General features: G+C 69.8%; 21 protein-coding genes. 3 read left to right on the top strand and 18 right to left on the bottom strand.

Features of this window, described 5'->3' with window-relative positions:
- Nucleotides 1-57: 57 nt before the first annotated feature.
- The 7 genes from BS329_RS28315 to BS329_RS28285 form a co-directional block, all read right to left on the bottom strand.
- Nucleotides 58-1,590 carry a bifunctional uroporphyrinogen-III C-methyltransferase/uroporphyrinogen-III synthase gene (locus BS329_RS28315; RefSeq protein ID WP_076164254.1) on the bottom strand — a complete coding sequence of 511 codons (1,533 nt, stop codon included), beginning with the start codon at nt 1,588-1,590 and terminating at the stop codon, nt 58-60.
- Between the two features lie 62 nt (nt 1,591-1,652).
- Nucleotides 1,653-2,603 (bottom strand): hydroxymethylbilane synthase, encoded by a 951-nt coding sequence (gene hemC / locus BS329_RS28310; RefSeq protein ID WP_076164253.1) that lies wholly within the window; start codon nt 2,601-2,603, stop codon nt 1,653-1,655.
- Nucleotides 2,600-3,910, bottom strand: coding sequence for a glutamyl-tRNA reductase (locus tag BS329_RS28305; RefSeq protein ID WP_076164252.1), 1,311 nt, complete (start codon nt 3,908-3,910; stop codon nt 2,600-2,602). The genes hemC and BS329_RS28305 overlap by 4 nt, the downstream gene beginning before the upstream one ends.
- Nucleotide 3,911: 1 nt before the next feature.
- Complete coding sequence (locus BS329_RS28300; protein WP_084750252.1) at nt 3,912-4,739, bottom strand: redox-sensing transcriptional repressor Rex; 828 nt, start codon at nt 4,737-4,739, stop codon at nt 3,912-3,914.
- 247 nt (nt 4,740-4,986) lie between these two features.
- Complete coding sequence (locus tag BS329_RS28295) at nt 4,987-6,522, bottom strand: molybdopterin-dependent oxidoreductase (protein ID WP_076164250.1); 1,536 nt, start codon at nt 6,520-6,522, stop codon at nt 4,987-4,989.
- A 57-nt stretch (nt 6,523-6,579) separates the two neighbouring features.
- Entirely contained in the window at nt 6,580-6,816 is a 237-nt protein-coding gene (locus BS329_RS28290; RefSeq protein ID WP_007030874.1) for a glutaredoxin family protein, read from the bottom strand.
- A gap of 10 nt (nt 6,817-6,826) precedes the next feature.
- A complete protein-coding gene (locus BS329_RS28285) occupies nt 6,827-8,341 on the bottom strand; it encodes an AMP-binding protein (RefSeq protein ID WP_076164249.1) in 1,515 nt (504 codons plus the stop codon).
- 261 nt (nt 8,342-8,602) lie between these two features.
- On the opposite strand from BS329_RS28285, the gene BS329_RS28280 reads away from it, so the two are divergent.
- The 3 genes from BS329_RS28280 (at nt 8,603) to BS329_RS28270 (ending at nt 11,619) form a co-directional block, all read left to right on the top strand.
- Entirely contained in the window at nt 8,603-9,304 is a 702-nt protein-coding gene (locus BS329_RS28280; RefSeq protein WP_076164248.1) for a sigma-70 family RNA polymerase sigma factor, read from the top strand.
- A gap of 127 nt (nt 9,305-9,431) precedes the next feature.
- Nucleotides 9,432-10,517, top strand: a complete 1,086-nt coding sequence (locus tag BS329_RS28275; protein ID WP_084750249.1) for a DUF5667 domain-containing protein — start codon at nt 9,432-9,434, stop codon at nt 10,515-10,517.
- Between the two features lie 199 nt (nt 10,518-10,716).
- Complete coding sequence (locus BS329_RS28270) at nt 10,717-11,619, top strand: HAD family hydrolase (RefSeq protein ID WP_076164247.1); 903 nt, start codon at nt 10,717-10,719, stop codon at nt 11,617-11,619.
- 80 nt (nt 11,620-11,699) lie between these two features.
- Here BS329_RS28270 and BS329_RS28265 read toward each other — a convergent pair whose 3' ends face one another.
- The 11 genes from BS329_RS28265 to BS329_RS28215 all read right to left on the bottom strand — a co-directional run bounded on the left by BS329_RS28265 (nt 11,700) and on the right by BS329_RS28215 (nt 22,363).
- Nucleotides 11,700-12,791, bottom strand: a complete 1,092-nt coding sequence (locus BS329_RS28265) for a lysophospholipid acyltransferase family protein (protein ID WP_076164246.1) — start codon at nt 12,789-12,791, stop codon at nt 11,700-11,702.
- On the bottom strand, nt 12,788-13,837 hold the full coding sequence (locus tag BS329_RS28260; RefSeq protein ID WP_076164245.1) for an NAD-dependent epimerase/dehydratase family protein: 1,050 nt from the start codon (nt 13,835-13,837) through the stop codon (nt 12,788-12,790). Before BS329_RS28260 ends, BS329_RS28265 begins: the two co-directional genes overlap by 4 nt.
- A 284-nt stretch (nt 13,838-14,121) precedes the next feature.
- A complete protein-coding gene (locus tag BS329_RS28255) occupies nt 14,122-14,223 on the bottom strand; it encodes a 30S ribosomal protein bS22 (RefSeq protein ID WP_007030867.1) in 102 nt (33 codons plus the stop codon).
- Nucleotides 14,224-14,368: 145 nt separating this feature from the next.
- The gene (locus BS329_RS28250) at nt 14,369-14,584 is read right to left on the bottom strand and encodes a helix-turn-helix domain-containing protein (protein WP_076164244.1); all 216 of its coding nucleotides are present in this window, start codon (nt 14,582-14,584) and stop codon (nt 14,369-14,371) included.
- Nucleotides 14,585-14,949: 365 nt separating this feature from the next.
- Nucleotides 14,950-15,765, bottom strand: a complete 816-nt coding sequence (gene proC, locus BS329_RS28245) for a pyrroline-5-carboxylate reductase (protein ID WP_076164243.1) — start codon at nt 15,763-15,765, stop codon at nt 14,950-14,952.
- Between the two features lie 102 nt (nt 15,766-15,867).
- Entirely contained in the window at nt 15,868-16,698 is an 831-nt protein-coding gene (locus BS329_RS28240) for a thioesterase family protein (protein ID WP_076164242.1), read from the bottom strand.
- Nucleotides 16,699-16,839: 141 nt separating this feature from the next.
- The gene (locus tag BS329_RS28235; protein WP_076164241.1) at nt 16,840-17,637 is read right to left on the bottom strand and encodes a sugar phosphate isomerase/epimerase family protein; all 798 of its coding nucleotides are present in this window, start codon (nt 17,635-17,637) and stop codon (nt 16,840-16,842) included.
- Between the two features lie 22 nt (nt 17,638-17,659).
- The gene (locus BS329_RS28230; RefSeq protein WP_084750246.1) at nt 17,660-19,267 is read right to left on the bottom strand and encodes a hypothetical protein; all 1,608 of its coding nucleotides are present in this window, start codon (nt 19,265-19,267) and stop codon (nt 17,660-17,662) included.
- Between the two features lie 105 nt (nt 19,268-19,372).
- Nucleotides 19,373-20,362 carry a Ppx/GppA family phosphatase gene (locus BS329_RS28225; protein WP_076164240.1) on the bottom strand — a complete coding sequence of 330 codons (990 nt, stop codon included), beginning with the start codon at nt 20,360-20,362 and terminating at the stop codon, nt 19,373-19,375.
- An 82-nt stretch (nt 20,363-20,444) separates the two neighbouring features.
- Nucleotides 20,445-21,134 (bottom strand): response regulator transcription factor, encoded by a 690-nt coding sequence (locus BS329_RS28220; RefSeq protein WP_076164239.1) that lies wholly within the window; start codon nt 21,132-21,134, stop codon nt 20,445-20,447.
- On the bottom strand, nt 21,131-22,363 hold the full coding sequence (locus tag BS329_RS28215) for a sensor histidine kinase (RefSeq protein WP_076164238.1): 1,233 nt from the start codon (nt 22,361-22,363) through the stop codon (nt 21,131-21,133). Before BS329_RS28215 ends, BS329_RS28220 begins: the two co-directional genes overlap by 4 nt.
- Nucleotides 22,364-22,605: the final 242 nt, after the last annotated feature.

Below are 22,605 nucleotides of genomic sequence, written 5' to 3'. Positions count from 1 at the left end.
GCCCCCTTCCTTGCGCCTGGCGCAAGGAAGGGGGCCTTCATGTACTTGGGCGAACTGTCAGGAGCGACGGGCCCGCTTCGCCTTGCGCGGCGGCGGAAGCGCACCTTCGGCGCGGAGCCGGGCGGCGTGCTCGGCGAGCGCGTCGACCAGGTGCGGGACGTCGGCCTTCTCGGGCTGGACGTCGACCCGCAGCCCGAACTCCACGGCGGTTTCCGCGGTCTTCGGGCCGATGCACGCGACCAGCGTGCGGGTGTGCGGCTTGCCGGCGATGCCGACGAGGTTCCGCACGGTCGAGGACGAGGTGAAGCAGACCGCGTCGAAACCGCCGGTCTTGATCATCTCGCGGGTCTCGGCTGGCGGCGGCGCGGCGCGCACCGTGCGGTACGCCGTCACGTCATCGATCTCCCAGCCGCGTTCGCGAAGGCCCGCCGAAAGGGTCTCGGTGGCGATGTCCGCCCGCGGCAGCAGCACGCGGTCGACGGGGTCGAGGACGTCGTCGTAGGGCGGGAACTCGGCGAGGAGGCCTTCCGAGGACTGCTCACCTTCCGGGATCAGCTCGGGGATGATGCCGAAGGAGCGCACCTTCGATGCGGTCGATTCGCCGACGCAGGCGATCTTCACCCCGGAGAAAGCGCGGGCGTCGAGGCCGAACTCCTCGAACTTCTCCCACACCGCGCGGACGGCGTTGGTCGAGGTGAAGACGATCCACTGGTAGCGGCCGTCGACGAGACCCTTGACCGAACGCTCCATCTGGGCGGGGCTGCGCGGCGGCTCGACCGAGATGGTCGGGACCTCGTGCGACGTGGCGCCGTGGCCGCGAAGCCGCTCCGCCATCTCACCGGCCTGCTCCTTGGTGCGCGGCACCAGGACCTTCCAGCCGTAAAGCGCGCGAGACTCCCACCAAGACAGCTTCGAGCGCTGACCGGCGGCCTGGCCGATGGTCACGATCAGCGGGCCGACGAGCTCGCCCGCTTCGTTCGCGACGGTGGCCAGCGTGGTGTCCAGGGTGCGCTGGGTGTTGATGGTGCCGTTCGACGTAACGGCGACCGGGGTGGTCGACGGCAGCCCGTGCTCGGTCAGCGCGGACGCGGCCTCGGCCAGGTGCGCCGACGTCGCGTGCAGCACGATCGGGCCAGGGGTGGCGGCCAGTGCGGCCCATTCGACGTCACCGCGGACGTCGACCTCGGTGTGCGTGCCGCCGAGCGCGACACCGGCGTACGCCGGGACGGCGGCGCCGGGCGAAACGCCCGGGATGATGTCGAACACGGCACTGGTCCGGGAAACGGCCTGCACCTCGGCGACGACGGCGGGCTGGGTCAGCGGGTCACCGGCGATCAGCCGGAGCACCAGCCGTCCCGCCTTGGCCTCGTTCACCAGGTCCTTGGCGACCTCGGTGGCCTCACCGACGGCGGGGCGCACTTCGGCGCCTTCGGCGGTGAAGGCCAGGACGCCCGAAGGGACGTCCGGGTCGGTCACCACGACCTCGGCCTTGGCGAGCAGCTCCTGAGCGCGGACGGTCAGCAGACCGGCGTCACCGGGGCCCGAGCCCACGAAGGCGACACGCCCGGTGGTCTTACGCGCGGGGGTCATCTGTGCGTTCTCCTCTTAGGCGGCCGCAGTCGTTCGCGGCCGATCCATCAACGTTCCTGGCTTTACTCACTGGGTGGGACCGACAGTGCGCCGGCCCCCAGGTCGAGCAGCTCGGCGGCCAATGTCCGGCCGAGCTGTTCGGCATCGCGCAAGTCGGCGAGCGCGGAAGCGCGCACCATGTCGACCGCTTCCCCGTCAGCTTCGACGGCGGCCGTGCCCCGCAACGAGATCCGCTCGACGACCCGGCCATCGGCGTCCAGGTCTTCGACGATCTCCGCCAGCGCTCCGACCGGTGCGCTGCACCCGGCTTCCAGCGCCGCGAGCAACGCCCGCTCGGCGGTCGCCACGGCACGGGTGCCTTCATCGTCCACTGTGGAACCGAGCAAGTGCTCGATGTCCACGTCGCCGGCCCGGCACTCCACCGCCAGCGCACCCTGCGCGGGAGCGGGCAGCATCTGGATCGGGTCGAGGGTCTCGGTGATCTCCTCCGCCCGGCCGATCCTGGCCAGTCCGGCACGCGCCAGGACGACGGCGTCCAGCTCTCCGTCGGTCACCTTGCGCATGCGGGTGTCGATATTGCCTCGGATCGGCACGATTTCCAAACCGAGACCGAGCGCGCGCAGTTGCGCGGTGCGCCGCGGCGAGCCGGTGCCGACGGTCGAACCGGGCGGCAGCTCGCCGAGAGTCAGCCCGTCACGGGCGATCAGCGCGTCACGCGGGTCCTCGCGGCGCGGCACGGCGGCGAGCACGATGCCCGGCTCCGGCTTCGTCGGCAAATCCTTGTACGAGTGCACGATGACGTCGACTTCCTCGCGCAGCAAAGCTTCGCGCAGCGCGGAAGTGAACACGCCGACCCCGATCGTCGGGATGGGGGCGGCCGATTTGTCACCGGGCGTCGCCACGGTGACGAGCTCGACCTCGGCACCGGTGGCGCGCAGGGCGTCGGCGATGGTGCCGGTCTGCGCGAGGGCGAGTTTGCTGCCGCGCGTCCCGATACGGATGACTCTGCTCACTGATCACTGTCTTTCGTAGCGGTGGGGCTGGCCACGGCGGCGGGTGCCTGCGGGTCGAGGCAGAACAGCTCGCGCAGCGCGTTGGCGTAATCGGTGTCGGCCGTCTCGGCGGCCAGCTGCTTGACCCGCACCGTCGGCGCGTGCAGCAGCTTGTCGACCACCCGGCGGACCGTGCGGCCGACCTCCTCGCGGACCCCGGCTTCGAGGTCGGGCAGGCGGTTGTCCAGCCGCAGCAGCTCGGCGTCGACCACCTCGGCCGCCCGGCGCCGCAGCGCCGTCACCGTCGGGGTGACCTCGGCGCTGCGCTGACCGGCGAGGTACTCACGCACCTCGTCGAGCACGATGCCGGTGGCCTTCGCGGTCTGCCGGTCGGTGGTCGGGGTGCCCTTTTCGCGCATGCGGCGCTGGATGGTCTCGAGGTCGACCACGGTGACGCCGGCCAGTCCGGCGACGTCGTGCTCGACGTCACGCGGGAGGCCGAGGTCGCAGACGGCCAGCGGGCGACCGGCGCGGGCCGGGACGTGCTCGGTGGTGAAGACCGCTTCCTGCGCGCCGGTGCAGCAGACGACGACGTCCGCTTCGGCGACCGCGGCCGCGATCCCGCTCATCCGCACGGCCTTGGCGGGCACGCCCTGGTCGACGCTCGCGGCGGCGAGGCGGGCGGCTCTTGCCTCGGTGCGGTTGGCGATGGTGATCTCGCCGATCCCGGACTTACGCAGGTGGGACGCGGTCAGCGCGCCCATCGAACCGGCGCCGACGATCAGCGCGTGCTTGCCGGTGAGGTCCCCGGCGGCGGCGAGTGCCTCGGAGACGACCGACGCGCCCAGCTGATCCAGACCCGTTTCACTGTGCACACGTTTGCCGACGCGCAGCGTGGTCTGGATCAGCTCGTGCAGCGTGCGGCCGACGGTGCCGGCGTCGCGCGCGGTGGCGTACGAGGACCGGATCTGGCCGAGGATCTGCGTCTCGCCCACGACCATCGAGTCCAAACCGGAGGTGACCGAGAACAGATGCTCGATGGCGGCCCCGGCGTAGTGCACGTACAGCGAGTCGTAGAGGTCCGCGGGCTGCATCCCGGCCTGGCGGGCGAGTACGTCGGAGACGTCGTTCAGGCCGCCGTGGAAGGTCTCGACGACCGCGTAGACCTCGATGCGGTTGCAGGTCGAGACCAGGATGGCCTCACTGATGTGCTCGGCCTGCTGAAGTTCGTGGAGCACCTTGGTCACCTCGGTCGCGGGGACCACGACCTGCTCCAGGGTGTTCAGTTCGGCACTGCGGTGCGAAAGCCCGACCGCCAACACGCTCATTTCAGCGCACCACCATTCCATTGCCGTGGCCGTTCACGCTGCCATTCTCGGCGCCTTTGGCGCCGGCGTCCCCTCCGCCATTGCCGTTGGCGGCCAGATCCGCGCGGCGAGCGACGTGGAACGACAGGATCTGCAGTTCGACGGCGAGATCGACCTTGCGCACCTCGATATGTGCCGGAACCTGCAGCACCACCGGGGCGAAATTCAGGATGCACTGCACGCCACCGGCGACGAGCCGGTCACAGACCGACTGCGCGGCGGTGGGCGGAGTGGCGATGACGCCGATCGAGATCTGCCGTTCGGCGCAGACTTTGGGGATCTCGTCGAGATGCGAGACCGGGAGGCCGCCGACCGGCACGCCGACCAGGTCCGGGTCGAGGTCGAACAGCGCCTCGACCGGGAACCCGCGTCCCGGGAAGCCGCCGTAGTTGGCCAGCGCGTGCCCGAGGTTGCCGATCCCGACCACGGCGACCTTGTGCTTGCGGGTCAGGCCGAGGATCCGCTCGATCTGGCTGACCAGCACCTGGACGTCGTAACCGACGCCGCGGGTGCCGTACGAGCCGAGGTAGGACAGGTCCTTGCGCAGTTTCGCGGAGTTGACGCCCGCAGCCTGTGAGAGTTCTTCACTGGAGATCGTCGTCGCGCCCTGCTCGGCCAGCCCGGAGAGCACGCGGAGGTAGACGGCGAGGCGGGCGACCGCGGCCTCGGGGATCGACTTCGCGCGGACCGCTTCCGGCTCGGCGGCGGTCTCGACGGCGGGCATCTCCGCGGTGGGCGCGTTGTCGGCGTCCGGTGTCACCCGGGTGCGCCGGCCTCGTTGCGACACCACGCTTGTCCGCTCCTCTGGTCCTGCTGACGACATGAATCGCCTGAACCAGGAAATCGGCTCTTGACCCGAAACGCTGAGTCCGGTTCGATGCCGGGCGCTTTCGGAGGCGACGTATCTACGGTAGCCACTTGTGAACGCAGGCACAAAGTCACTGGTAGAGGGGATGACGCACCCCACACCCGCACAATTTCCGCGTGAAGGCCCCCTTCCCTCGGCTGAGCCGCGTGAAGGGGGCCTTCACGCGGGTCTAGCGCGCGTTGACCGACACCGTGTGCCATCCCGTGGCGCCGTCGGGCACGGTTCCCACTCGCGTTTCCGTCTGCGTGTAGCCGGACTGGTCCGTCGCCCGGACGGCGACTTCGTGCTGACCAGCGGCGACGTCGACCTCGGTCCACCACATCCGCCAGGTGTCCTTGGACGTCTCGGCCGACAGGACGGTCTCCCGCCACGGCCCCTGATCGACCCGGATCTCGACCTTCGCGACGCCGGTGTGCTGCGCCCACGCGATCCCGGACACGACGACCTTGCCCGCGGTCCCGGCGGCAACCGTCGCGTCGATCCGGGACTGCGTCTTCACCGGACCTTCCCGGCCCCAGCCGCGGCCGAGCCAGTACGCCTCGCGGTCCTTCCACGTGGTGATCTCCAGGTCGGTCACCCATTTCGTGGCGGACACGTAGCCGTACAGCCCGGGGATCACGATCCGCGCGGGGAAGCCGTGTTCGATCGGCAGCGGTTCACCGTCCATGCCGATGGCGAGCATCGCGCCGCGCCCCGGATCCAGCGCGGCTCCGACGGGGGTTCCGCAGGTCCAGCCGTCGACGCTGGTCGCGAACAGCTGCTCGGCGCCGGGTTTCACGCCGGCCTCGGCCAGCAGGTCGCGCAGGTCGATGCCGATCCAGCGCGCGTTGGAGATGTACGGGCCGCCGACCTCGTTGGAGACGCAGCACAGCGTGACGTCGCGTTCGAGCAGTGGCCGCGAGCGGATGTCGTCATACGTATAGGTGACTTCGCGATCGACCATCCCGTGGATCCGCAGGCTCCAGTCCTCGGTGCGGACCTGCGGGACGACCAGCGCGGTGTCGATCCGATAGAAATCCTTCGAAGGGGTGAGATACGGCGGGGTGCCGAACTTGACGAAGTCCGCGTCGGGCGGGATCGGCGGCGCTGTCCTCGCCGCGACGAGCCTGCCGACGGCGGCGCGCGACTCTTCGGCGTTCTTCCTGGTTCCGACGAACTCACCGACCAGCGCGGCGACTCCGGCCCCGGCCGCGACGGAAGCACCGGTGATCAGCACCTTCCGCCGGTCCGGCCCTTCACTCTCCCGAGGGTCGAAGAACACGGGCGGCAGGAAGAACCGGTGCAGCCAGGTGAAGACGACGAGCCCGGCGACCGTCGCGGCCACCGGCGCCAGCAGGGAGACCTGCCCGAGGTCGGTGCGCACGTAGACGGCGGCGACGCCTGCGACCCCGAGGAGGCCGACGATCACCTGGCCCGGCAGCGGTTTCCTCCGCGACACCTGCCCGGCGAGCAGCGCGATCAGCACCAGAACCACGGCGAGACCGAGTTTGAGGATGGGCTTGTCCCAGGTTTCCAGCGTCCGCTCGGCCCAGGCCACGACGGCGTGCGGGCTGTGGTCGATGACGAAGTTCGCGACGGCGACGAACGGCGAGGCCGTGTACCCGACGAAGCCCGCGACCAGATGCCCGACGCCGAGGGCGGCGGCGAGAGCGAGCAGCCCGGTCAGAGCGGCTTGCGGGAAAGTGAGCCTGCGTTCTTCGTCCACGTCTCCATCTTCGGAGCGGAATCGCCCGGAGATCGGGTGTTCGCCCTTACGAGTGTGTTACGCCAGTGCTTTCCGGAGCCTGTCCTCTTCGACCCGCCAGTACCCGTGCTCGGCGTCGTCGATCAGGATCACCGGCACGCGATCGCCGTATTCGGCCCGCCATTCGGGATCGCTGTCGACGTCCCGCGCCGACCAGGCGACGCCGAGTTCGCCGCAGATCCGCTCGATGTCCTGTTCCGCGACCTCGCACAGATGGCAGCCCGTGCGGGTCATGACGGTCACGTGATGCGCCATACGTCAATCCTTACCTGAGCCGCAGTCTGCGCAGCTTTCCGGTGGCCGAATGCGGCAGCGACTCCGCGAACTCGACGGTGTGCGGCACCTTGTACCCGGCCAAGTGCTCCGCGCAATGCTCCACGACCTGCTGTTCCGAAAGCGACACGCCGGGCGCCGGGACGACGACGGCCTTCACCGCTTCGCCGGTGCGCTCGTCCACGACGCCGACGACACCCGCCTCGACGACCTCGTCCAGCATCGAGATCACGTTCTCGACCTCGTGCGGATAGACGTTGAAACCATTGACGATGATCAGGTCGTTGGCCCGGTCCACCAGGTGCAGGTCTCCGTCGGTGTCGAGGTAGCCGACGTCGCCGGTGCGGAACCAGCCGTCTTCGCCGGGCCCGTGCGAACCGTCGGGCCAGTAGCCGGAGAACAGGTTCGCGCCGCGGATCGACACCAGCCCGGTGCCGCCGTCCTCGTCGAAGGCGTCGCCGAGTTCGTCCGGATCCTGCGGGACGGGCGTCGCGTCGCCGTCGCTGTCGACCAGCCGGACCTCGACGCCGGGCAGCGGCCGCCCGACCGAACCCGGCTTCGGATAGCCGGTGACCAGCGTCGTGGTGACCACGGGGGCGCATTCGGTGAGGCCGTAGCCCTCGTAGACGTCCAGTCCGGTGGCGCCGCGGAGCGCGGTGAGGATCTTGGGGTGCAGCGGCGCCGCGCCCGACGTCATCCGCCGGACGGTGGAGAGGCCGGCGCCCAGCTCCTCGGGGTCCATCGCGGCGAACTCGGCGTACATCGTGGGCACGCCGGCGATCGAGGTCACCCGGTACTCGGCGCAGTCGGCGAGGGTCCGCTCGGCGAGGAAACGCTCGGACAGGATCGCCGTCGCGCCGACCGACGTGGTCTGCAGCAGCCCCGGCCCGAGGCCGTAGACGTGGAACAGTGGGATGGTGATGAGCACGCGGTCGCCGTGCACGAGCGGGGTCGGGACGATCCGGCTCAGCTGGTCGAGGTTCGCCAGCAGCGCCCGGTGCGACAGCATCACACCGCGCGGCGGGCCGGTCGTTCCGGAGGTGTACGAAATGACCGCTATGTCCTCACCGGCCCCGGCTGCTTCGACCGGTTCGCTTGCTCCATTCGGCGCGATCGGCGGTGAGAGGCTGATCACTCCGTCGAAGAGTTCCTCGGTCGCTTCGCGTTCGAGGACGAGCCGCGCGCCACTGTGCTCCAGCAGCCCGTTCAGCTCCGCGACCGGAGCCTGCGGCGAGATCGGGACGACCACCGCGCCCGCACGGAGTGCCCCGAACAGCGAGACGGCGAACGCGGCCGACGTCGGCAGCCGCAAGGCCACCCTGTCCCCCCGCTCGATTCCCGCGTCGAGCAGGGCATGGGCCAGTGCGTGGGCGGCGTTGTCGAGTTCCGCCCAGGTCAGCGAGACCCCGTCGCCGGTCTCCTGGACGGCCGCCTTTCCAGGCCACTGCCGGGCGGCCTCGGCGAGCAAGGTGGGCACGCTTTCTTCGGCAACCTGCTCCGCGCTCAACTGCGAACCTCTTCCCTCGGTGGACGGCGTTGTCAGTTTGTCATCTCGGCCACCGTCATGGGTGTCACTCGCTTTCGTCGCAGTTCCGTAACCCCGGCACCGCTACCTACTTCGCGGTAACTACACGTATGCTGCTGGCGTCGTCGAGTGGTGTTGATCACTCGATGGTGAGAAAGGGAGTCCGGACGTGCAGATCTTGCAGGCCCACGCGGCGGTGGGACATGCGGGCCGGTCTTCCCTGTCCGGAACGGGAGGCCCGTCGTGACCCTTCCTTTGCCGAACCCCGTCTCGATGCTGGCGGGCCACATCCTCCGGCGGAGCGGTTTCCCGGCGGTCCCGTCGTCCCGGGCGAAGTCCGAGGAGACTACCGACGCCGCCGCTGAGGCCGCGAAGGCCGAAGCGTGGGAGCTGGTCAGTGCCGCGCAAGGCGGCGACACGTCCGCGTTCGGCCGTCTCTACGACCGCTACGTCGACGTCGTCTACCGCTACGTCCTGTTCCGTCTCGGCGACCGGGACCTCGCGGAGGACGTCACCAGCGAGACCTTCCTGCGCGCGCTGCGCCGCATCACGTCGGTGAGCTACCAGGGGCGCGACGTCGGCGCCTGGTTCGTCACCATCGCGCGCAACATCATCCTCGACCACGTGAAGTCGAGCCGGTTCCGCCTCGAGGTCGTCACCGACGAGGTCGCCGAACCGAACGGGACGCCGATCGGGAACGTGGGCGTGCAGGCCGTCGCGGGTCCCGAGCAGCAGGCCATCAGCCGCGCCACCCGCGCCGAACTGCTGCGTTGCGTCGCCGAACTCGGTGAAGACCAGCGCGAGTGCATCGTGCTGCGGTTCATGCAGGGACTTTCGGTCGCCGAGACGGCGGCCATCATGAAGCGCAACGAAGGTGCCATCAAGGCCCTTCAGCACCGCGCGGTACGCCGTTTGGCACAACTTCTGCCCACCGGATTGCGTTAACCCGCCGATATATCCACCATCCTCATATTCACTCCTGACCGGGCCTTGCCGTAACTCTTGGGCGTCCCCGCTCGTTTTCCCAGCCAGACCGGTGTCAGGACCGGGCTGAGCAGATGGAGACTTCGCCGTGGGCGTGCCGGGACGGTTCGCACGGGAGCGGGCGGACGGTGACCGCTTCGCGGACCTTGTCGACGGCACGGCCTCCCCGGACACCGACGAGTTCGCCCGCGAACTCGCGCTCGTCTGCGGCCTCCGTGAACTGGGCGCGAGTGGCGCTCCCGACGCCGAAACCCGGAAACGGATCCGCGACGAGATCGCCGGACGCCTCGCCGAGGCCGAAGCGCCACCGAAGCGCCGTGGCCACGCTGTCGCCAACCTCGCCGCGGCCGCCGTCGCGCTCGTACTCGCGCTGGGCGGCATCACGCTGCTGCTGTCGAAGGACGCGTTGCCGGGCGATCCCCTTTACGGCATCAAACGAGCGGGTGAATCGGCCGCGCTCGGCCTTACTTTCGACGAGCAGGACAAGGCGAAGAAACATCTGGAGTTCGCCACGAACCGCGTCGGCGAACTCGGTGAACTGACCCGCCAAGGAGCGTCCACCGGCGCCTACTTCACCGGCCTCGCCGATTTCGAGACCGATCTGCGCGCCGGCGTCTCGCAATTGACGGCGATCGTCACCGATCAAGGCGGCCAGACCCGGCTGGCCGAACTCCGCACCTGGGCCCGGCAGCAGTCCGACCGGCTCGGTTTCCAGGTCGGGAGCGCCCCCGCCGAGGCACGCGACAAGTTCGCCGCCGCCCGTGTCCTGCTCGACAAGGTTCAGGCGCGCACGACGGATCTCGGCTCGCGCCTGGTCTGTTACACGATCACCACGGGCTCGTCCGACGAGCTGGGCGCGGTCCCGGCCGCCGGTGACTGCGTCCGCGACCCCGGCTCCCCCGACGCCGTCGTGCCGCCGGTGACGCAGCCCCCGCCGTCCTCGGCCCCGACCTGGTCGCCGTCGCCGACCTCGGCGCCGCCGTCGTCCGTCGTGGACACCGCGACCCCGACCGGACCGCTCGCGCCGCCCTCGGGAGGCGTGCCGCCGCCCGTCATGGCCACACCCGCCCCGGTGACGAAGACACCACCCCCGCCGACGACCACCACGCCACCGCCGCCGCTGATCTCGATTCCGCCGCTCATCCCGGGGTTACCGCCGATAGTCATCGGCTGACGCTCCGTCGTGTGAACCCAGCCCGGCCGAAGGCCTCGCTATCGCGGTGGCAGGGCGCCGTACCCGACGGCGCCCTGCCGACGTCGGTCGCGGATGCGGGTCCACCAACAGAGACTGAGGGAGGCGCCACACTCGGCACGGGCGGGTGCAGCGCTCGCTACGCTGTGCATAGGCACCTGGAATTCCGGAGGCGGTGTGCGTGTCAGTTTGGCGGGGCAAGGACAAGAGTCAAGAGCTCGAACGGCTGGCCGAGCTCGCGGGCGAGGCGTCGGCCGAGGCCGCCATGGCGACCGCGTCCGCCGAAGCCCTCGAACCGCCCGCGCCGCCCGCTCCGCCGGACCTGACCGCGGCCGCGTTCTTCGACGTCGACAACACCATGATGATGGGCGCGTCGATCTTCTACTTCGCCCGCGGCCTGGCCGCGCGCAAGTTCTTCACTTCCGCCGATCTGGCCGGATTCGTCTGGCAGCAAGTGAAATTCCGGCTCGGCGGCCGGGAGAACAAAGAGGACATCAAGACCCACCGCGAACGCGCACTGTCCTTTGTGGCCGGTCGCACCGTGCAGGAACTGACCGACATCAGCGAAGAGATCTACGACGAGCTGATGTCGGACAAGATCTGGTCCGGCACCCGCGCGCTCGCGCAGATGCATCTCGACGCCGGACAGCGCGTCTGGCTCGTCACCGCGACCCCGATCGAGCTCGCGGCCATCATCTCGCGGCGCCTCGGCCTCACCGGCGCGCTGGGCACGGTCGCGGAGACCAAAGACGGTATCTACACCGGCCGCCTCGTCGGCGATCTGCTGCACGGCCGCGCGAAAGCACACGCCGTCCGGGCCTTGGCGTCACGCGAAGGGCTGAATCTCAAGCGCTGCACAGCGTATTCGGACTCGCAGAACGACGTCCCGATGCTGTCGGTCGTCGGAACCGCGGTCGCGGTGAACCCCGATGGCGGCCTTCGCGACGTCGCGCGTGCGCGTGGCTGGGAGATCCGCGACTTCCGGACCGGACGGAAGGCCGCGAAGATCGGCGTTCCTTCGGTGCTCGGCGTGGGCGCCGTGGCCGGCGCCGTCGCGGCGGGCATGGCCTACCGGCGCCGCTGACCCCCCTGACGCAATTCGTCCTCTAGTTGCGGTCCTTGCGCGTACAACTACCGCAACTAGAGGACGAAACGCAGAGGGGGTCACCCCCTGAAGACGCTCTTTCGCTGCGAAAGGCGTTTGTACAGCGACTGTTGGATCGACTCCCGCACCTGGTCGGTCAGCGTGAACACCAGCATCGGGTCGTCCACGGCGTCCGCGTCGTAGGTGTCCGTGCGGATGGGCTCGCCGAACTCGATGCTCCACTTCGTCGGCAGCGGGATCGCGCCGAGCGGGCCGAGCAGCGGGAAGAACGGCGTCACCGGGAAGTACGGCAGGCCGAGCAGCCGAGCGAGCAGCTTGATGTCGCCGACCTTCGGGTAGATCTCCTCCGCGCCGACGACGGACACGGGGATGATCGGCGCCCCGGTCCGCAGCGCCGCGGAAACGAAACCGCCGCGGCCGAACCGCTGGAGCTTGTACCGCGACGAGAACGGTTTGCCGATGCCCTTGAACCCTTCCGGCCAGACACCGACGAGTTCTCCGTTGCGCAGCAAGCGTTCCGCGTCGGCGTTGCAGGCGAGTGTCTGCCCGGACTTGCGGGCGAAGGAGCCGACCAGCGGCACCTGGAACACCAGATCCGCGCCGAGACCACGTAGATGCCTGCCACCGGGGACGTGGTCGTGCACGGCGACGGCGGTCATCAGCGCGTCGAGCGGCAAGGTTCCGGAGTGGTTGGACACGAGCAGCGCGCCACCGTCGGCGGGCAGGTTCTCGACGCCGAAGGTGTCGACGCGGAACCACTTCTCGAACAGCGCGCGCAGCGGTGGCAGCAACAGGGTTTCGGTCAGCTCGGCGTCGAAGCCGAACTCGTCGACGGTGTAGTCGCCGGTCAGCCGGTCCCGCAGGAATCCCAGGGCCGTCCGGAGCGAGGCCGGGAGGAGGTCCTCGTCGGCCGGGCGGTTCCGGGCGGGCGAGACTCGCGCGGCGCCGGGGAACTCGACGACGGGCGCGTCGTCCCGGCGCTCCTGTTTCAGCTGTTCTTGCGCCTCTTCGGACTCGCGAAGATCCCGATCCGCCTGAGCCGCCGGGTCCGGCTTCTCTCTGCCGGGGCCGTGCAACGGGATGACCTGCGCTTCAGCGCCGCTCACGTCTTCCGCCTCGCCTTCATGAGAGTTCTCGTGTGGCCTGCTCACCGGTGCCCCGCCTGCCCGGTAGCCGCGGCCACCAGGACCTTGCCCGCGAATCCGGCCAGCCTGCCTCCGTCCACCACGGGCCTGAGCCCGCGGCCGGTGATGTAGTCGTCGAACGCCTCGCGCGTCGTCCAGCGCGGTGTGTAGCCGAAGTCCTTCTGGAGCTTCGTGATGTCCACGACCCGGCCGTAGTTCAGCAGCCGCACCTGGTCGGCGGAAAAGTCGACCACGCGGGCCCCGCGCAGGAGCTTGCCGATCGAAGGGACGACACCGCTGGGCATCGGCAGTTCGACCCGCCCGGCTCGCCGGATCGCCTGTGAAAGGGTGAGTACCCCTTCCGAGCCGACGTTGAACACGCCGGGGTTGTCGTTCAGCGTCGCCTGTTCGAAAACGGCCAGCGCGTCCGAGGCATGGAGCAGCTGGATCCGCGCGTCGTAGCCGAAGACGGTCGGGACCACCGGCAGCGCGAAGTAGCGCGAGAGCACCGTGTCGATCTCGGGGCTGATGATGTTGGCGAACCGGAACAGCGTCGTCGTGATGTCGGGACGGCGGCGCATGAGGCCGCGCACGTACCCCTCCATCTCGACGGCGTCCTTGGCGTATCCGCTGGTCGAGGTGGGGATGAGCTCGGAATCCTCGGTGAAGACAGCCTGCGAGCGCGCCCCCGCTCCGTAGACCGCGGCCGTCGACTTCACCACGAGCTTGCGCACGAGCGGCGAGCGCTGGCAGGCCGCCAGCAGCCGCATCGTGCCGATGACGTTGACCTCTTTGATCGCCGTGCGGCGAGCGGGCCCGGCCGGATGCGCGGTGCACGAGGCGTGCACGACGGTGTCGACCTCGGCCGTGCTGATCACCTTGGCGATCAGCGGGTTCCGAATGTCCGCGCGGACATATTCAGCGCGACCCATGCGCTGCAGTACCGACTTCCGCGGAGGCGTGGTGTCCACGCCGATCACCCGCTCGAACTCCGGATTGTTGCCGAGTCTGGCGAGCAGTTTCCCGCCAAGGTCTCCCCCGACCCCGGTCACGAGCACGACGTTCGACGGCATAGGACTCCCTGCGGTTTGGTCGGTTCTCGGACTTCGATCACGGGGTCCTGATGACCTTGAGCGAAACTTGATCTACCAGTGTGCGCGAACCTGCACTCATGGGGAAGCATCGCGCGGGTGCCCTTGAGATGTTACCGCTCATTAGGGGTAGTCGAGTCAGCGCTTACATGCTATTAACCAGGCGCTCGCAGAGGGGATTCACTTCTCACTCGAATGAACTGACCTCGCCCACCAAATGGGAGTGGCCCGTCCAGAAACTGGACGGGCCACTCACCGGCTGTGTCTTACTTGCCGGCCTTCCTACGCTGAACACGCGTCCGGCGCAGCAACTTGCGGTGCTTCTTCTTCGACATGCGCTTACGGCGCTTCTTGATCACAGAGCCCATCGTGAGCGCTCCTTCCTTCGTCGTCGGTCACGCTGCCCGGCGCAGCGTCCAACGGGTGGAGCGCACAGGCACGAGCGGTCTTCCAGGGTACTCGCGCCCCGGAAGACGCCCTCCGGCGGGCATACTGTGCTCCGCGAAGCGAGCCTCAGCCCACGTCGAAGTACGCGCCTTGCAGATATTCGTGAACGGCCTTTTCGGGCACTCTGAACGACTTCCCCACGCGCACCGCGGGCAACTCGCCCGAGTGAACGAGGCGATAGACGGTCATCTTGGAGACCCGCATCAGCGTGGCCACCTCGGCGACCGTCAGAAACTGGACCTGACCCACTGAGGGCAGATCATCCTTCTTGTTCGACGGCATGATTCACCGTGCCCTTCGACACGTGTCGCGCCACGCGGCTTCCCCACCTGTGGTATCGACACGCACGTGCTCTCCTGAGAGTAGCGGGACACGTGTGGCTAAAGCGACGCGAGTCACCGAGATGGGCCTGTCCGACTACGCGTTTCGTCCTCTGGTTGCGGTAGTTCGCCGGTGAACTACCGCAACCAGGCGACTACTTGCGAGGTTGGACGACACACGTGTCCAGCCGGACGACTCGCGGCGGGACCATTGCGCACGCGTGTCGTCCATCCAGTCACGCGTGTCGTCCGTCGGATCACACGTGCCGTCCCACCAAGCACGCGAAACCACCGATTCGGCCCCGGCTCACGACCGCCACCAGAGGACTAATCGCGAGGTTCGTGAGCGACGCCCAGTTCGGTCGAGCGGTCCTTCGCGGCCTCGATGGCGGCGAGCAGCGCCGCGCGGACGCCGTGCTTCTCGAGTTCGCGGATGGCGTTGATGGTAGTTCCGGCCGGTGAAGTGACGGCTTCGCGCAGCAGCACCGGGTGCTCGTCGGACTCCGCGAGCATCTTCGCCGCCCCGACCGCCGACTGGATGATCAGCTGCCCGGCGAGCGCGCGGGGAAGGCCGAGCAGGATCCCGGCGTCGATCATGGCCTCGACCAGGTAGAAGAAGTACGCCGGCCCGGACCCGGACAGTGCCGTGACGGCGTCCTGCTGCGACTCCGGCACCTCGACGACCTGCCCGACGTGCGAGAGCAGCTCCTTCACCAGCGCGATGTGCTCCGCGGTCGCGTGCGCCCCCGCGGAGACCGCGCTCATCGCCTCTCCGACGAGCATCGGGGTGTTCGGCATGACCCGCACCACCGGGACGCCCTCGGCCAGCCTGCGCTCGTACAGGGCGGTCGGCAGGCCCGCGCACAGCGAGACCACCAGCGACTCCTTGCCGAGCAACGGCGAAAGGTCGGCGAGGACCGGGTCGATGTCCTGCGGTTTGACCGCGACGACCAGCACGTCGGCCCGGCGCGCGGCGTCGGCGACGGTGACCCCCTGGACGCCGTGGCGCTCGGTCAGTTCGGCCGCGCGCGCCGGATACCGCTCGGTGAAGAGCAGGTCATCGGGGCTGTGCCCGCCGTGCAGCAGGCCCGAGAGCAGGGCCTCCCCGATCTTCCCGGCACCCAGAACCGCGATCACACTCATGCTTACTCCTCGTACTGGGTCACTTCGCGTCGCATGAGCGGACACTGTGCCGATGATTCCTCGCAGGCTCGCTCATGGCCGGTTCAGCGTGCCAAACCGCCGTCAGCCGCCGGGCGCCGGGGCAAGCGCGAGCTGACGCGCCTGGCAGACCAGCCTGCCCTGCGAATCCACCACGACGGCGTCCGAATCGAACCAGGCCTCCTGCACCGAATGGGACCGCACGATCACCCGCAGCCAGCCGGGCGCGGGCCGGGTGCGCAGCAACGCGGTCAGCTGGACGGTCGGCGACCAGCCGACGCGGCCGAGGTTGTAGACCACCGGCGGGTTCACGTCCCCCGCGAGCAGAGCGAAGAACGGATCCGGCAGACCGTGCCGCGGCCGGACCCACAGCCGCATCTTCGGCGGGTCGCCGATCCGGCCGTGCAGGTAGCCGACGCTCGCCGGATCCAGCCTGACCTCGCAGCCCTGCGCCAGGTTGAACATGCCTTCGGACGTCTCACCGGTGACGGGCACCGCGCCGGGCGACGGCTCCGCGGGCATGGCGGGGACGTCGGTCCACTCCGGCCGCCGCATCGGCAGCCGCCCGGTGGTCACCCTGGCCTCGACGCAGCTGCGGCCCCGCTGCTCCAGCAGGACCGCGACGACCGAGGCGCGCCGTCCGACCTTCCGGACGTCGGTGCGCAGCAGCACCGGCCCCACCGCGGGCGGGTGCAGGAACTCCGCGCTGATCGCCAGCGGCTCGGATGGCGGCTCGCCGCGTTCGTGGAGGAGTGAGAGGGCGGCCCGCGCCATCAGGGCCATCAGGAAGCCGCCGTGCGGATGCCCGCCGATCGACCATTCCGTGCGCAGTACCGCTGTGAAAGTGCCGTCACCCAGTGAGCGCGTCGCGCATGCCGCGTCGAAGGAGGTGCCCGTGTCGTCGGCCGCGCTCACCGAGCACTTACCCAGGCCACGAGCCGATCCATCGGGGTGCGGGAGATCAACAAACGCAGCTGGTTCACGGTCGGAACTTTACGTGTACCAGCGCCTCGGGCGCAGGGAGGAATGAATCTCCGCACCTGGAGACGATCTTTGTCACTGACCGAGGTGAAACCTCGCGAACAAGAGTGACTCCGCGAGATCTCTCGACCGCTGCGCCGCGCTCGGCGAACGGCGGGTGTTGATCTCCAGCACGATCTGCCCGGCGAAATCGCTGATCACGAGCTTTTCGAGGAGTTCGGCGCAAGGTTCGACCCCGCGTCCGGGCACCAGGTGCTCGTCCTTGGGAAGGCCCGTGCCGTCCGCCAGATGGACGTGCGTGAGCCCGTTTCCCATCCGTTCGGCGAGCGCGAGGGCGTCCATCCCGGCCGCCGCTGTATGGGACAGGTCGAGCGTGTAGTGCCGGAACCCTACGTCCGTAGGGTCGATCGAGGGACGGAAGGCCGACACGCGCGACGTCCGCGAGCCACCGGGCGGGCGGACCTTGAACATGTTCTCGACGGCGATCTCGATGCCGCTCTCTTCTTCGAGTTCGTCGACGAGGTCTCCGAACGCGTCGCCGTAGCGCCGCTGCCACCGGAACGGCGGATGCACGACGACCGTGCGCGCGCCCAGTTCCCGTGCCGCGTCCACGGACATCCGCAGGCGCACCTCGGGATCCGGCGACCACACGCGCTGGGTGATCAGCAGCGACGGCGAGTGAATCGACAGCACCGGCACCCCGGTCCGGCGCGACCAGCGGCGCAGCGCGGAGACGTCCTGGCTCACCGGGTCGGCCCAGATCATCACCTCGACGCCATCGTAGCCGAGGTCGGCGGCCATCTCGAAGGCCGCGCCCGCCCGCAAGGGCCAGACGGACGCGGTCGAGACACCTACCGGAATGCGTGCTGCCATTCCGGCATCCTCCCCGAGGCCGCTAACGCGCGACGAGCAGGAGTGCGGCCGGTGAGACCGTCACCACCAGTCCGACCAGCACCGCGAGAACCGTGGTCTGCAGGTCATCGGCCCGGCGGATCTTGCGGACAATCCACACCAGCGCGACGATCACCAGCAGCGCGGCGACCAGCGCGGCGGCGGGGATGTTCACCCACAGCCAGTTGAAGCCCAGCCAGACCCCGGCGCCGCCGACCACGCCGAGGGCGAGCTGACCGGCGAGTGCCAGCCACTGCTTCCCCGGCGAGGCGTTCTCGGCGGGCTCCTCGGGCTCGGCCTCGTCGACGACGTCCGCGTCCTGCTCGTCGTAGTCGTCTTCGTACTCGTCGGCGCGATAGCCGTAGTCGTCGCGCTCGAAGTCCGGTCCGCCGTCGGGGTACGCCGGGTCGGCGAACTCTCGCTCGTACTCGTCGAGGCCGTCCGGCCGGCGGTCGCGGTCGTCGAGCGAATGCGGCGGCACGAACGGCATCGGGGCGGGGTGCCCCATGGTCGGGGGGCCCGCGTCGAACGGGTCCGGTTCGGAGTCGGCGTCCGGTTCGACGGGTGCGATCGGGGGCGGCACCGGCGGGATGCCGCCGATCTCGGTGTCCTCGGACTGCACCTTCTGCCTGCGCTTGCGCCATCCGGCGAGCCCGGCGGGCGGCGCCGCGGGCTCGACGGGCGCGACCGCCTCGGCTTCGGCCTCGTCGACCGCCGCGAACTGCTCGGTGCTCGGCTCGGCCTTGGGCTGGACGGGACGAGCGGGCGGACGGCGGCGGCGCGCCGGCTGCGCGGGCGGGGTCGCGAACGCGCCGCTGGCCATCGGGCCCGGCGCTTCCTGGACGTCCTCGGGCGGGGCGTCGGCACCGCCGTCGAGTCTCGCCGAAAGTCCCGAGGACGGGGGTCCTGCGGGCGGTTCGGGGCGACGGCGGACCGGCGGCACCGCGCCGCGGGTCTCCTCCGGGCCCGTGGGCCGCGGACGGCCACGCGGAGGCGGTCCTTCGGGATCCGGCGGACGCTGCTGGTAGCCGGACTGTTCCTGCGGCGGGGCCTGCCGGGCGAACTGGCCCGACTGCTGCGGCGGTTGCGGCGGGCGTTGCTGGTAGCCGCTCTGCTCCTGCGGCGGCGTCGGCCGGGCGAACTGGCCCGACTGCTGCGGCGGGGCGGGGCGCGCGAACTGGCCGGACTCCTGAGGCGGCTGGGCAGGGTTCGGCGGGCGCACCGGCGGGGTCTGCCTGGTCGGGGTGGACGCGACGTCCGGCGGCACCGGCAGCGGCGCGGAGTCCTGCTGCGGCGGCGGAACGGCACGCGCTCCGGCGTTCGAGGTGCTTTTTCCCGCCGAGAACCCATCAGGCGGGTCTTGGGGGCGCGATCGGCGTGGCGGTCGCGACGGCGGCGGCGGGGTGTCGCCGGACACCCTGTCGATGATCGCCTGCGGCGCGGTGTCGCTCACCGAGGGCGCGCGTCGGCCGCGCGGCGGCTCGGGAGCCTCGTCCTCGTCGTCGGCCGCGCGGCGTCGCCTGCGACGCCCGCCTTCGGGCTGGGCTCCGTGCTGCGCGAGCAGCTCCGCCACGGTCTTCTGAGGCGGGCCGCTCTCTGTTTCGTCCGTCATACCGTGCTGTCCAATGCGCGCTCCAGCCGTTGCGCACCGGCACGCGACGGGGCATCGGCGGCGTCGCGCGCGCTACCGGCCGTCATCCGCATTTCCGTCACCTCTTCACCGTGCCCGTTCTCCTTCGACGAAGTCCAGTCGGGCGCTGCCGCCCCCAGTCTCGTCCGCACCATTCGAATGGTCCAGCCGTCGCAGGATGACACCTTCTCGCAGCGCCCACGGACAGATCTCCAGTTCTTCCAGGGAAAGCGCCCGCATGGTGGCTTGGGCGACGAGCGCGCCCGCCACCAGCTGATGCGACCTGCTCGCGCTGACCCCCTCGAGTTGTGCCAGGTCATGGGCGGTCATCCGGGAGATGAACGCGATGAGCTGGCGCAACGCGGTGTCGGTCAGGGTACGGCGCGCGTGCGGCCCGCTGGCCGACGGCGCCGCTCCGGTCAGCCTGGCGAGTGACCGGAACGTCTTCGACGTCGCCACGACACGATCGGGTTCACCCAATTTGGCGACCTTCTTCGCGAGCGGGGCGAGCTGTTCTTCGAGCCACGCCGAAGTCGCGATGAGTTCGGAGCGGGTCGGCGGGTCGTGCTGGAACCGCGTCCGGGTGGTCCGCCCCGCGCCCAGCGGGAGGGATTCGGCCAGTTCGGGCTCCTCGTCGCGGCCCATCGCGACTTCCAGTGAGCCGCCGCCGATGTCGAGCACCAGCAATTTTCCCGCCGACCAGCCGAACCAGCGGCGGACGGCGAGGAAGGTGAGCCGGGACTCGTCGACCCCGGACAGCACCTTCAGCTCCACGCCGGTCTCATCGTGGACCTTCGACAGCACCTTCGGGGCGTTCTTGGCCTCGCGGACCGCCGAGGTCGCGAACGCCATGACCTCTTCGCAGCCGAGCCGCAGGGCCGCCGCCTTCGCCGAATCGACCGCCCGCACGAGGCTGTCCGCGCCCGCGCGGCTCAGGTCGCCGTTGCGGGTGATCTGCTCGGCGAGCCGGAGGACGGCCTTTTCGGAATGCATCGGGGTCGGGTGGGCGCCACGGTGGGCGTCGACCACGAGCAGGTGGACGGTGTTGGAACCGACGTCGAGTACCCCAAGGCGCACGAGCGTCTACGGTACCCGCCCGCACGTCAGGTCACGAAACCGTAACCGTGATCTGTATCGCAACAGGCGGGTACCAGCGCCATCAGGTCTCGAACTTGTAGCCGAGGCCACGCACCGTGACCAGGTGCCGGGGCGATCCCGGGTCCGGTTCGATCTTCGACCGCAGGCGCTTCACGTGGACGTCGAGCGTCTTGGTGTCGCCGACGTAATCCGCGCCCCACACCCGGTCGATCAGCTGCCCGCGGGTGAGCACGCGGCCCACGTTGCGCAGCAGGTACTCGAGCAGGTCGAACTCCTTCAGCGGCAAGGAGACCTCCTGGCCGTCGACGGTCACCACGTGCCGCTCGACGTCCATCCGCACCGGGCCGGCGGTCAGCACGAGGGGTGCGAGATCGCCTTCGGAGCCCGGCTCACCGCCGCGGCGCAGGACCGCCCGGACCCGCGCGATGAGTTCGCGGGCCGAGTACGGCTTGGTGACGTAGTCGTCGGCGCCCAGTTCCAGCCCGACGACCTTGTCGATCTCGCTGTCGCGCGCGGTCACCATGATCACCGGTACGGCGGAGCGCTGCCGGAGCTGCTTGCAGACGTCCGTCCCGCTCATTCCGGGAAGCATGAGATCGAGCAGGACGATGTCGGCGCCGTTGCGGTCGAATTCCTCGAGCGCCTGCTGTCCCGTTCCGGCCACGGCGGCGGTGAAGCCCTCCTTGCGCAGCAAGAACGCGAGCGGGTCGGCGAACGACTCTTCGTCCTCGACGATGAGAACCCTCGTCACAGGTTTCCTCCATGGTCGGGGCTTTCTTGCCCTGTTGCCACGAGACGGGGTGTCCGCTCGGGGGTCTTCTCCGGCCGGGATGCCGGCGGAGCCTGTTTCGCGGCCGCGGCCGGTTCGGCACCGATGTGCGCGGGGATCCGCAGGGTGAACGTCGACCCGGTGCCCGGACGGCTCCAAAGGCCGACCGAACCGCCGTGGTTGGCGGCCACGTGCTTGACGATCGCCAGGCCGAGCCCGGTGCCGCCGGTCGACCGCGATCGCGCCTTGTCGGAGCGGAAGAACCGCTCGAAGACCCGCTGCTGCTCGTCCTCGGCGATACCGATGCCGCGGTCGGTCACCGCGATCTCGACCTTCCCGTCGACCAGCCGCCTGCTGATCGACACCGGGCTGCCCGCCGGCGAGTACGCGACGGCGTTCTCCAGCAGGTTCGACAGCGCGGTGACCATCAGCGTCCGGTCGCCCTCGATGAGCAGCCCGCTGGCCGAATCGGTGGTGATGGTGATCTCGGCGGATTCCGCCGACAGCGTCGTCCGGCCGAGCGCTTCGCGGACGACGGCGTCGACCTCGACCACGTTCAGGTCGGGCAGCCGCTCGGCGCCCTGGAGTCGCGACAGCGCGATCAGCTCGGTGACGAGCTGGCCCAGCCGCGTGGACTCGCGGAGGATCTTGCCACCGAAGCGGCGGACCTCCTCGGTGTCCTCCGCGGCGTCGAGCACGGCCTCGGTGAGCAGCGCGATCGCGCCGACCGGGGTCTTGAGTTCGTGACTGACGTTCGCGACGAAGTCCCGCCGGACCGCTTCGAGGCGGATCGCCTCGGAGTGATCGACGGCCTCGACCACGGTGAACCCGTCGCCCAGCGGGCGGACCTCGCCGAGGACGGCTTCGGGCTGACGGCCCCTCGCCTCCAGTGGGGACAGGTCGATCTCCATCGGGTCGTCGGTCTCGACCACCTGCTCGGCGGCCTTGCGGGCCCGCGGATCGGCTTGGTTGACCTTCACCAGTCCCAGCTCGTAGGCACGCGGGTTGTGCAGGACCATGTCGCCGAACTTGTTGAGGACGACGACGCCGTTGTTACTGGACCGCACGAGGCGTTCGAGTAGTTCGGCGACGGTGGGCCCGGTCGGGCGCCGTTCCTCGCGGCGGGCGCGGCCCCTCGCGATCAGGAAGCCGACGACCACCCCGACGATCAGTCCGCCGACGGCAAGGGCGAGTGCAACAGGCGTGGTCACAAGGGGATCGTAAGCGCGCGGGTAGTCTTTTGGCCTAGTCCCGGCCGCGTACTCGTGATGCCTATGACACCTGGGGACGCCCTGTTCGCCTCCAGGCCAGGCGCCGTTCACGTGACCGATCCCTTGCCGAGATCTCCTGGGTGAGCGAGTCACCCGAAACGGGGACGCCGGGGGCCACTCGCGTCCGGTTCCCGACTTTCGTCGCGACTCTCCGCGCCCGCGGCGGCCGCTCGCCGGGAAAT

This window comes from Amycolatopsis coloradensis (genome assembly GCF_001953865.1).
Classification (GTDB): domain Bacteria; phylum Actinomycetota; class Actinomycetes; order Mycobacteriales; family Pseudonocardiaceae; genus Amycolatopsis; species Amycolatopsis coloradensis.
Note: the sequence above shows the minus strand (reverse complement) of the source record. Positions and strands in the feature narration are given on the sequence as shown.

What these genes read in the sequence shown, in the direction of transcription:
- BS329_RS28315 (WP_076164254.1), bottom strand. Translation starts at nt 1,590, where the DNA reads ATGACCCCCGCGCGTAAGACCACCGGGCGTGTCGCCTTCGTGGGCTCG.
- BS329_RS28305 (WP_076164252.1), bottom strand. Translation starts at nt 3,910, where the DNA reads ATGAGCGTGTTGGCGGTCGGGCTTTCGCACCGCAGTGCCGAACTGAAC.
- BS329_RS28290 (WP_007030874.1), bottom strand. Translation starts at nt 6,816, where the DNA reads ATGGCGCATCACGTGACCGTCATGACCCGCACGGGCTGCCATCTGTGC.
- BS329_RS28260 (WP_076164245.1), bottom strand. Translation starts at nt 13,837, where the DNA reads ATGCCGTCGAACGTCGTGCTCGTGACCGGGGTCGGGGGAGACCTTGGC.
- BS329_RS28255 (WP_007030867.1), bottom strand. Translation starts at nt 14,223, where the DNA reads ATGGGCTCTGTGATCAAGAAGCGCCGTAAGCGCATGTCGAAGAAGAAG.
- BS329_RS28250 (WP_076164244.1), bottom strand. Translation starts at nt 14,584, where the DNA reads ATGCCGTCGAACAAGAAGGATGATCTGCCCTCAGTGGGTCAGGTCCAG.
- proC (WP_076164243.1), bottom strand. Translation starts at nt 15,765, where the DNA reads ATGAGTGTGATCGCGGTTCTGGGTGCCGGGAAGATCGGGGAGGCCCTG.
- BS329_RS28235 (WP_076164241.1), bottom strand. Translation starts at nt 17,637, where the DNA reads ATGGCAGCACGCATTCCGGTAGGTGTCTCGACCGCGTCCGTCTGGCCC.
- BS329_RS28230 (WP_084750246.1), bottom strand. Translation starts at nt 19,267, where the DNA reads ATGACGGACGAAACAGAGAGCGGCCCGCCTCAGAAGACCGTGGCGGAG.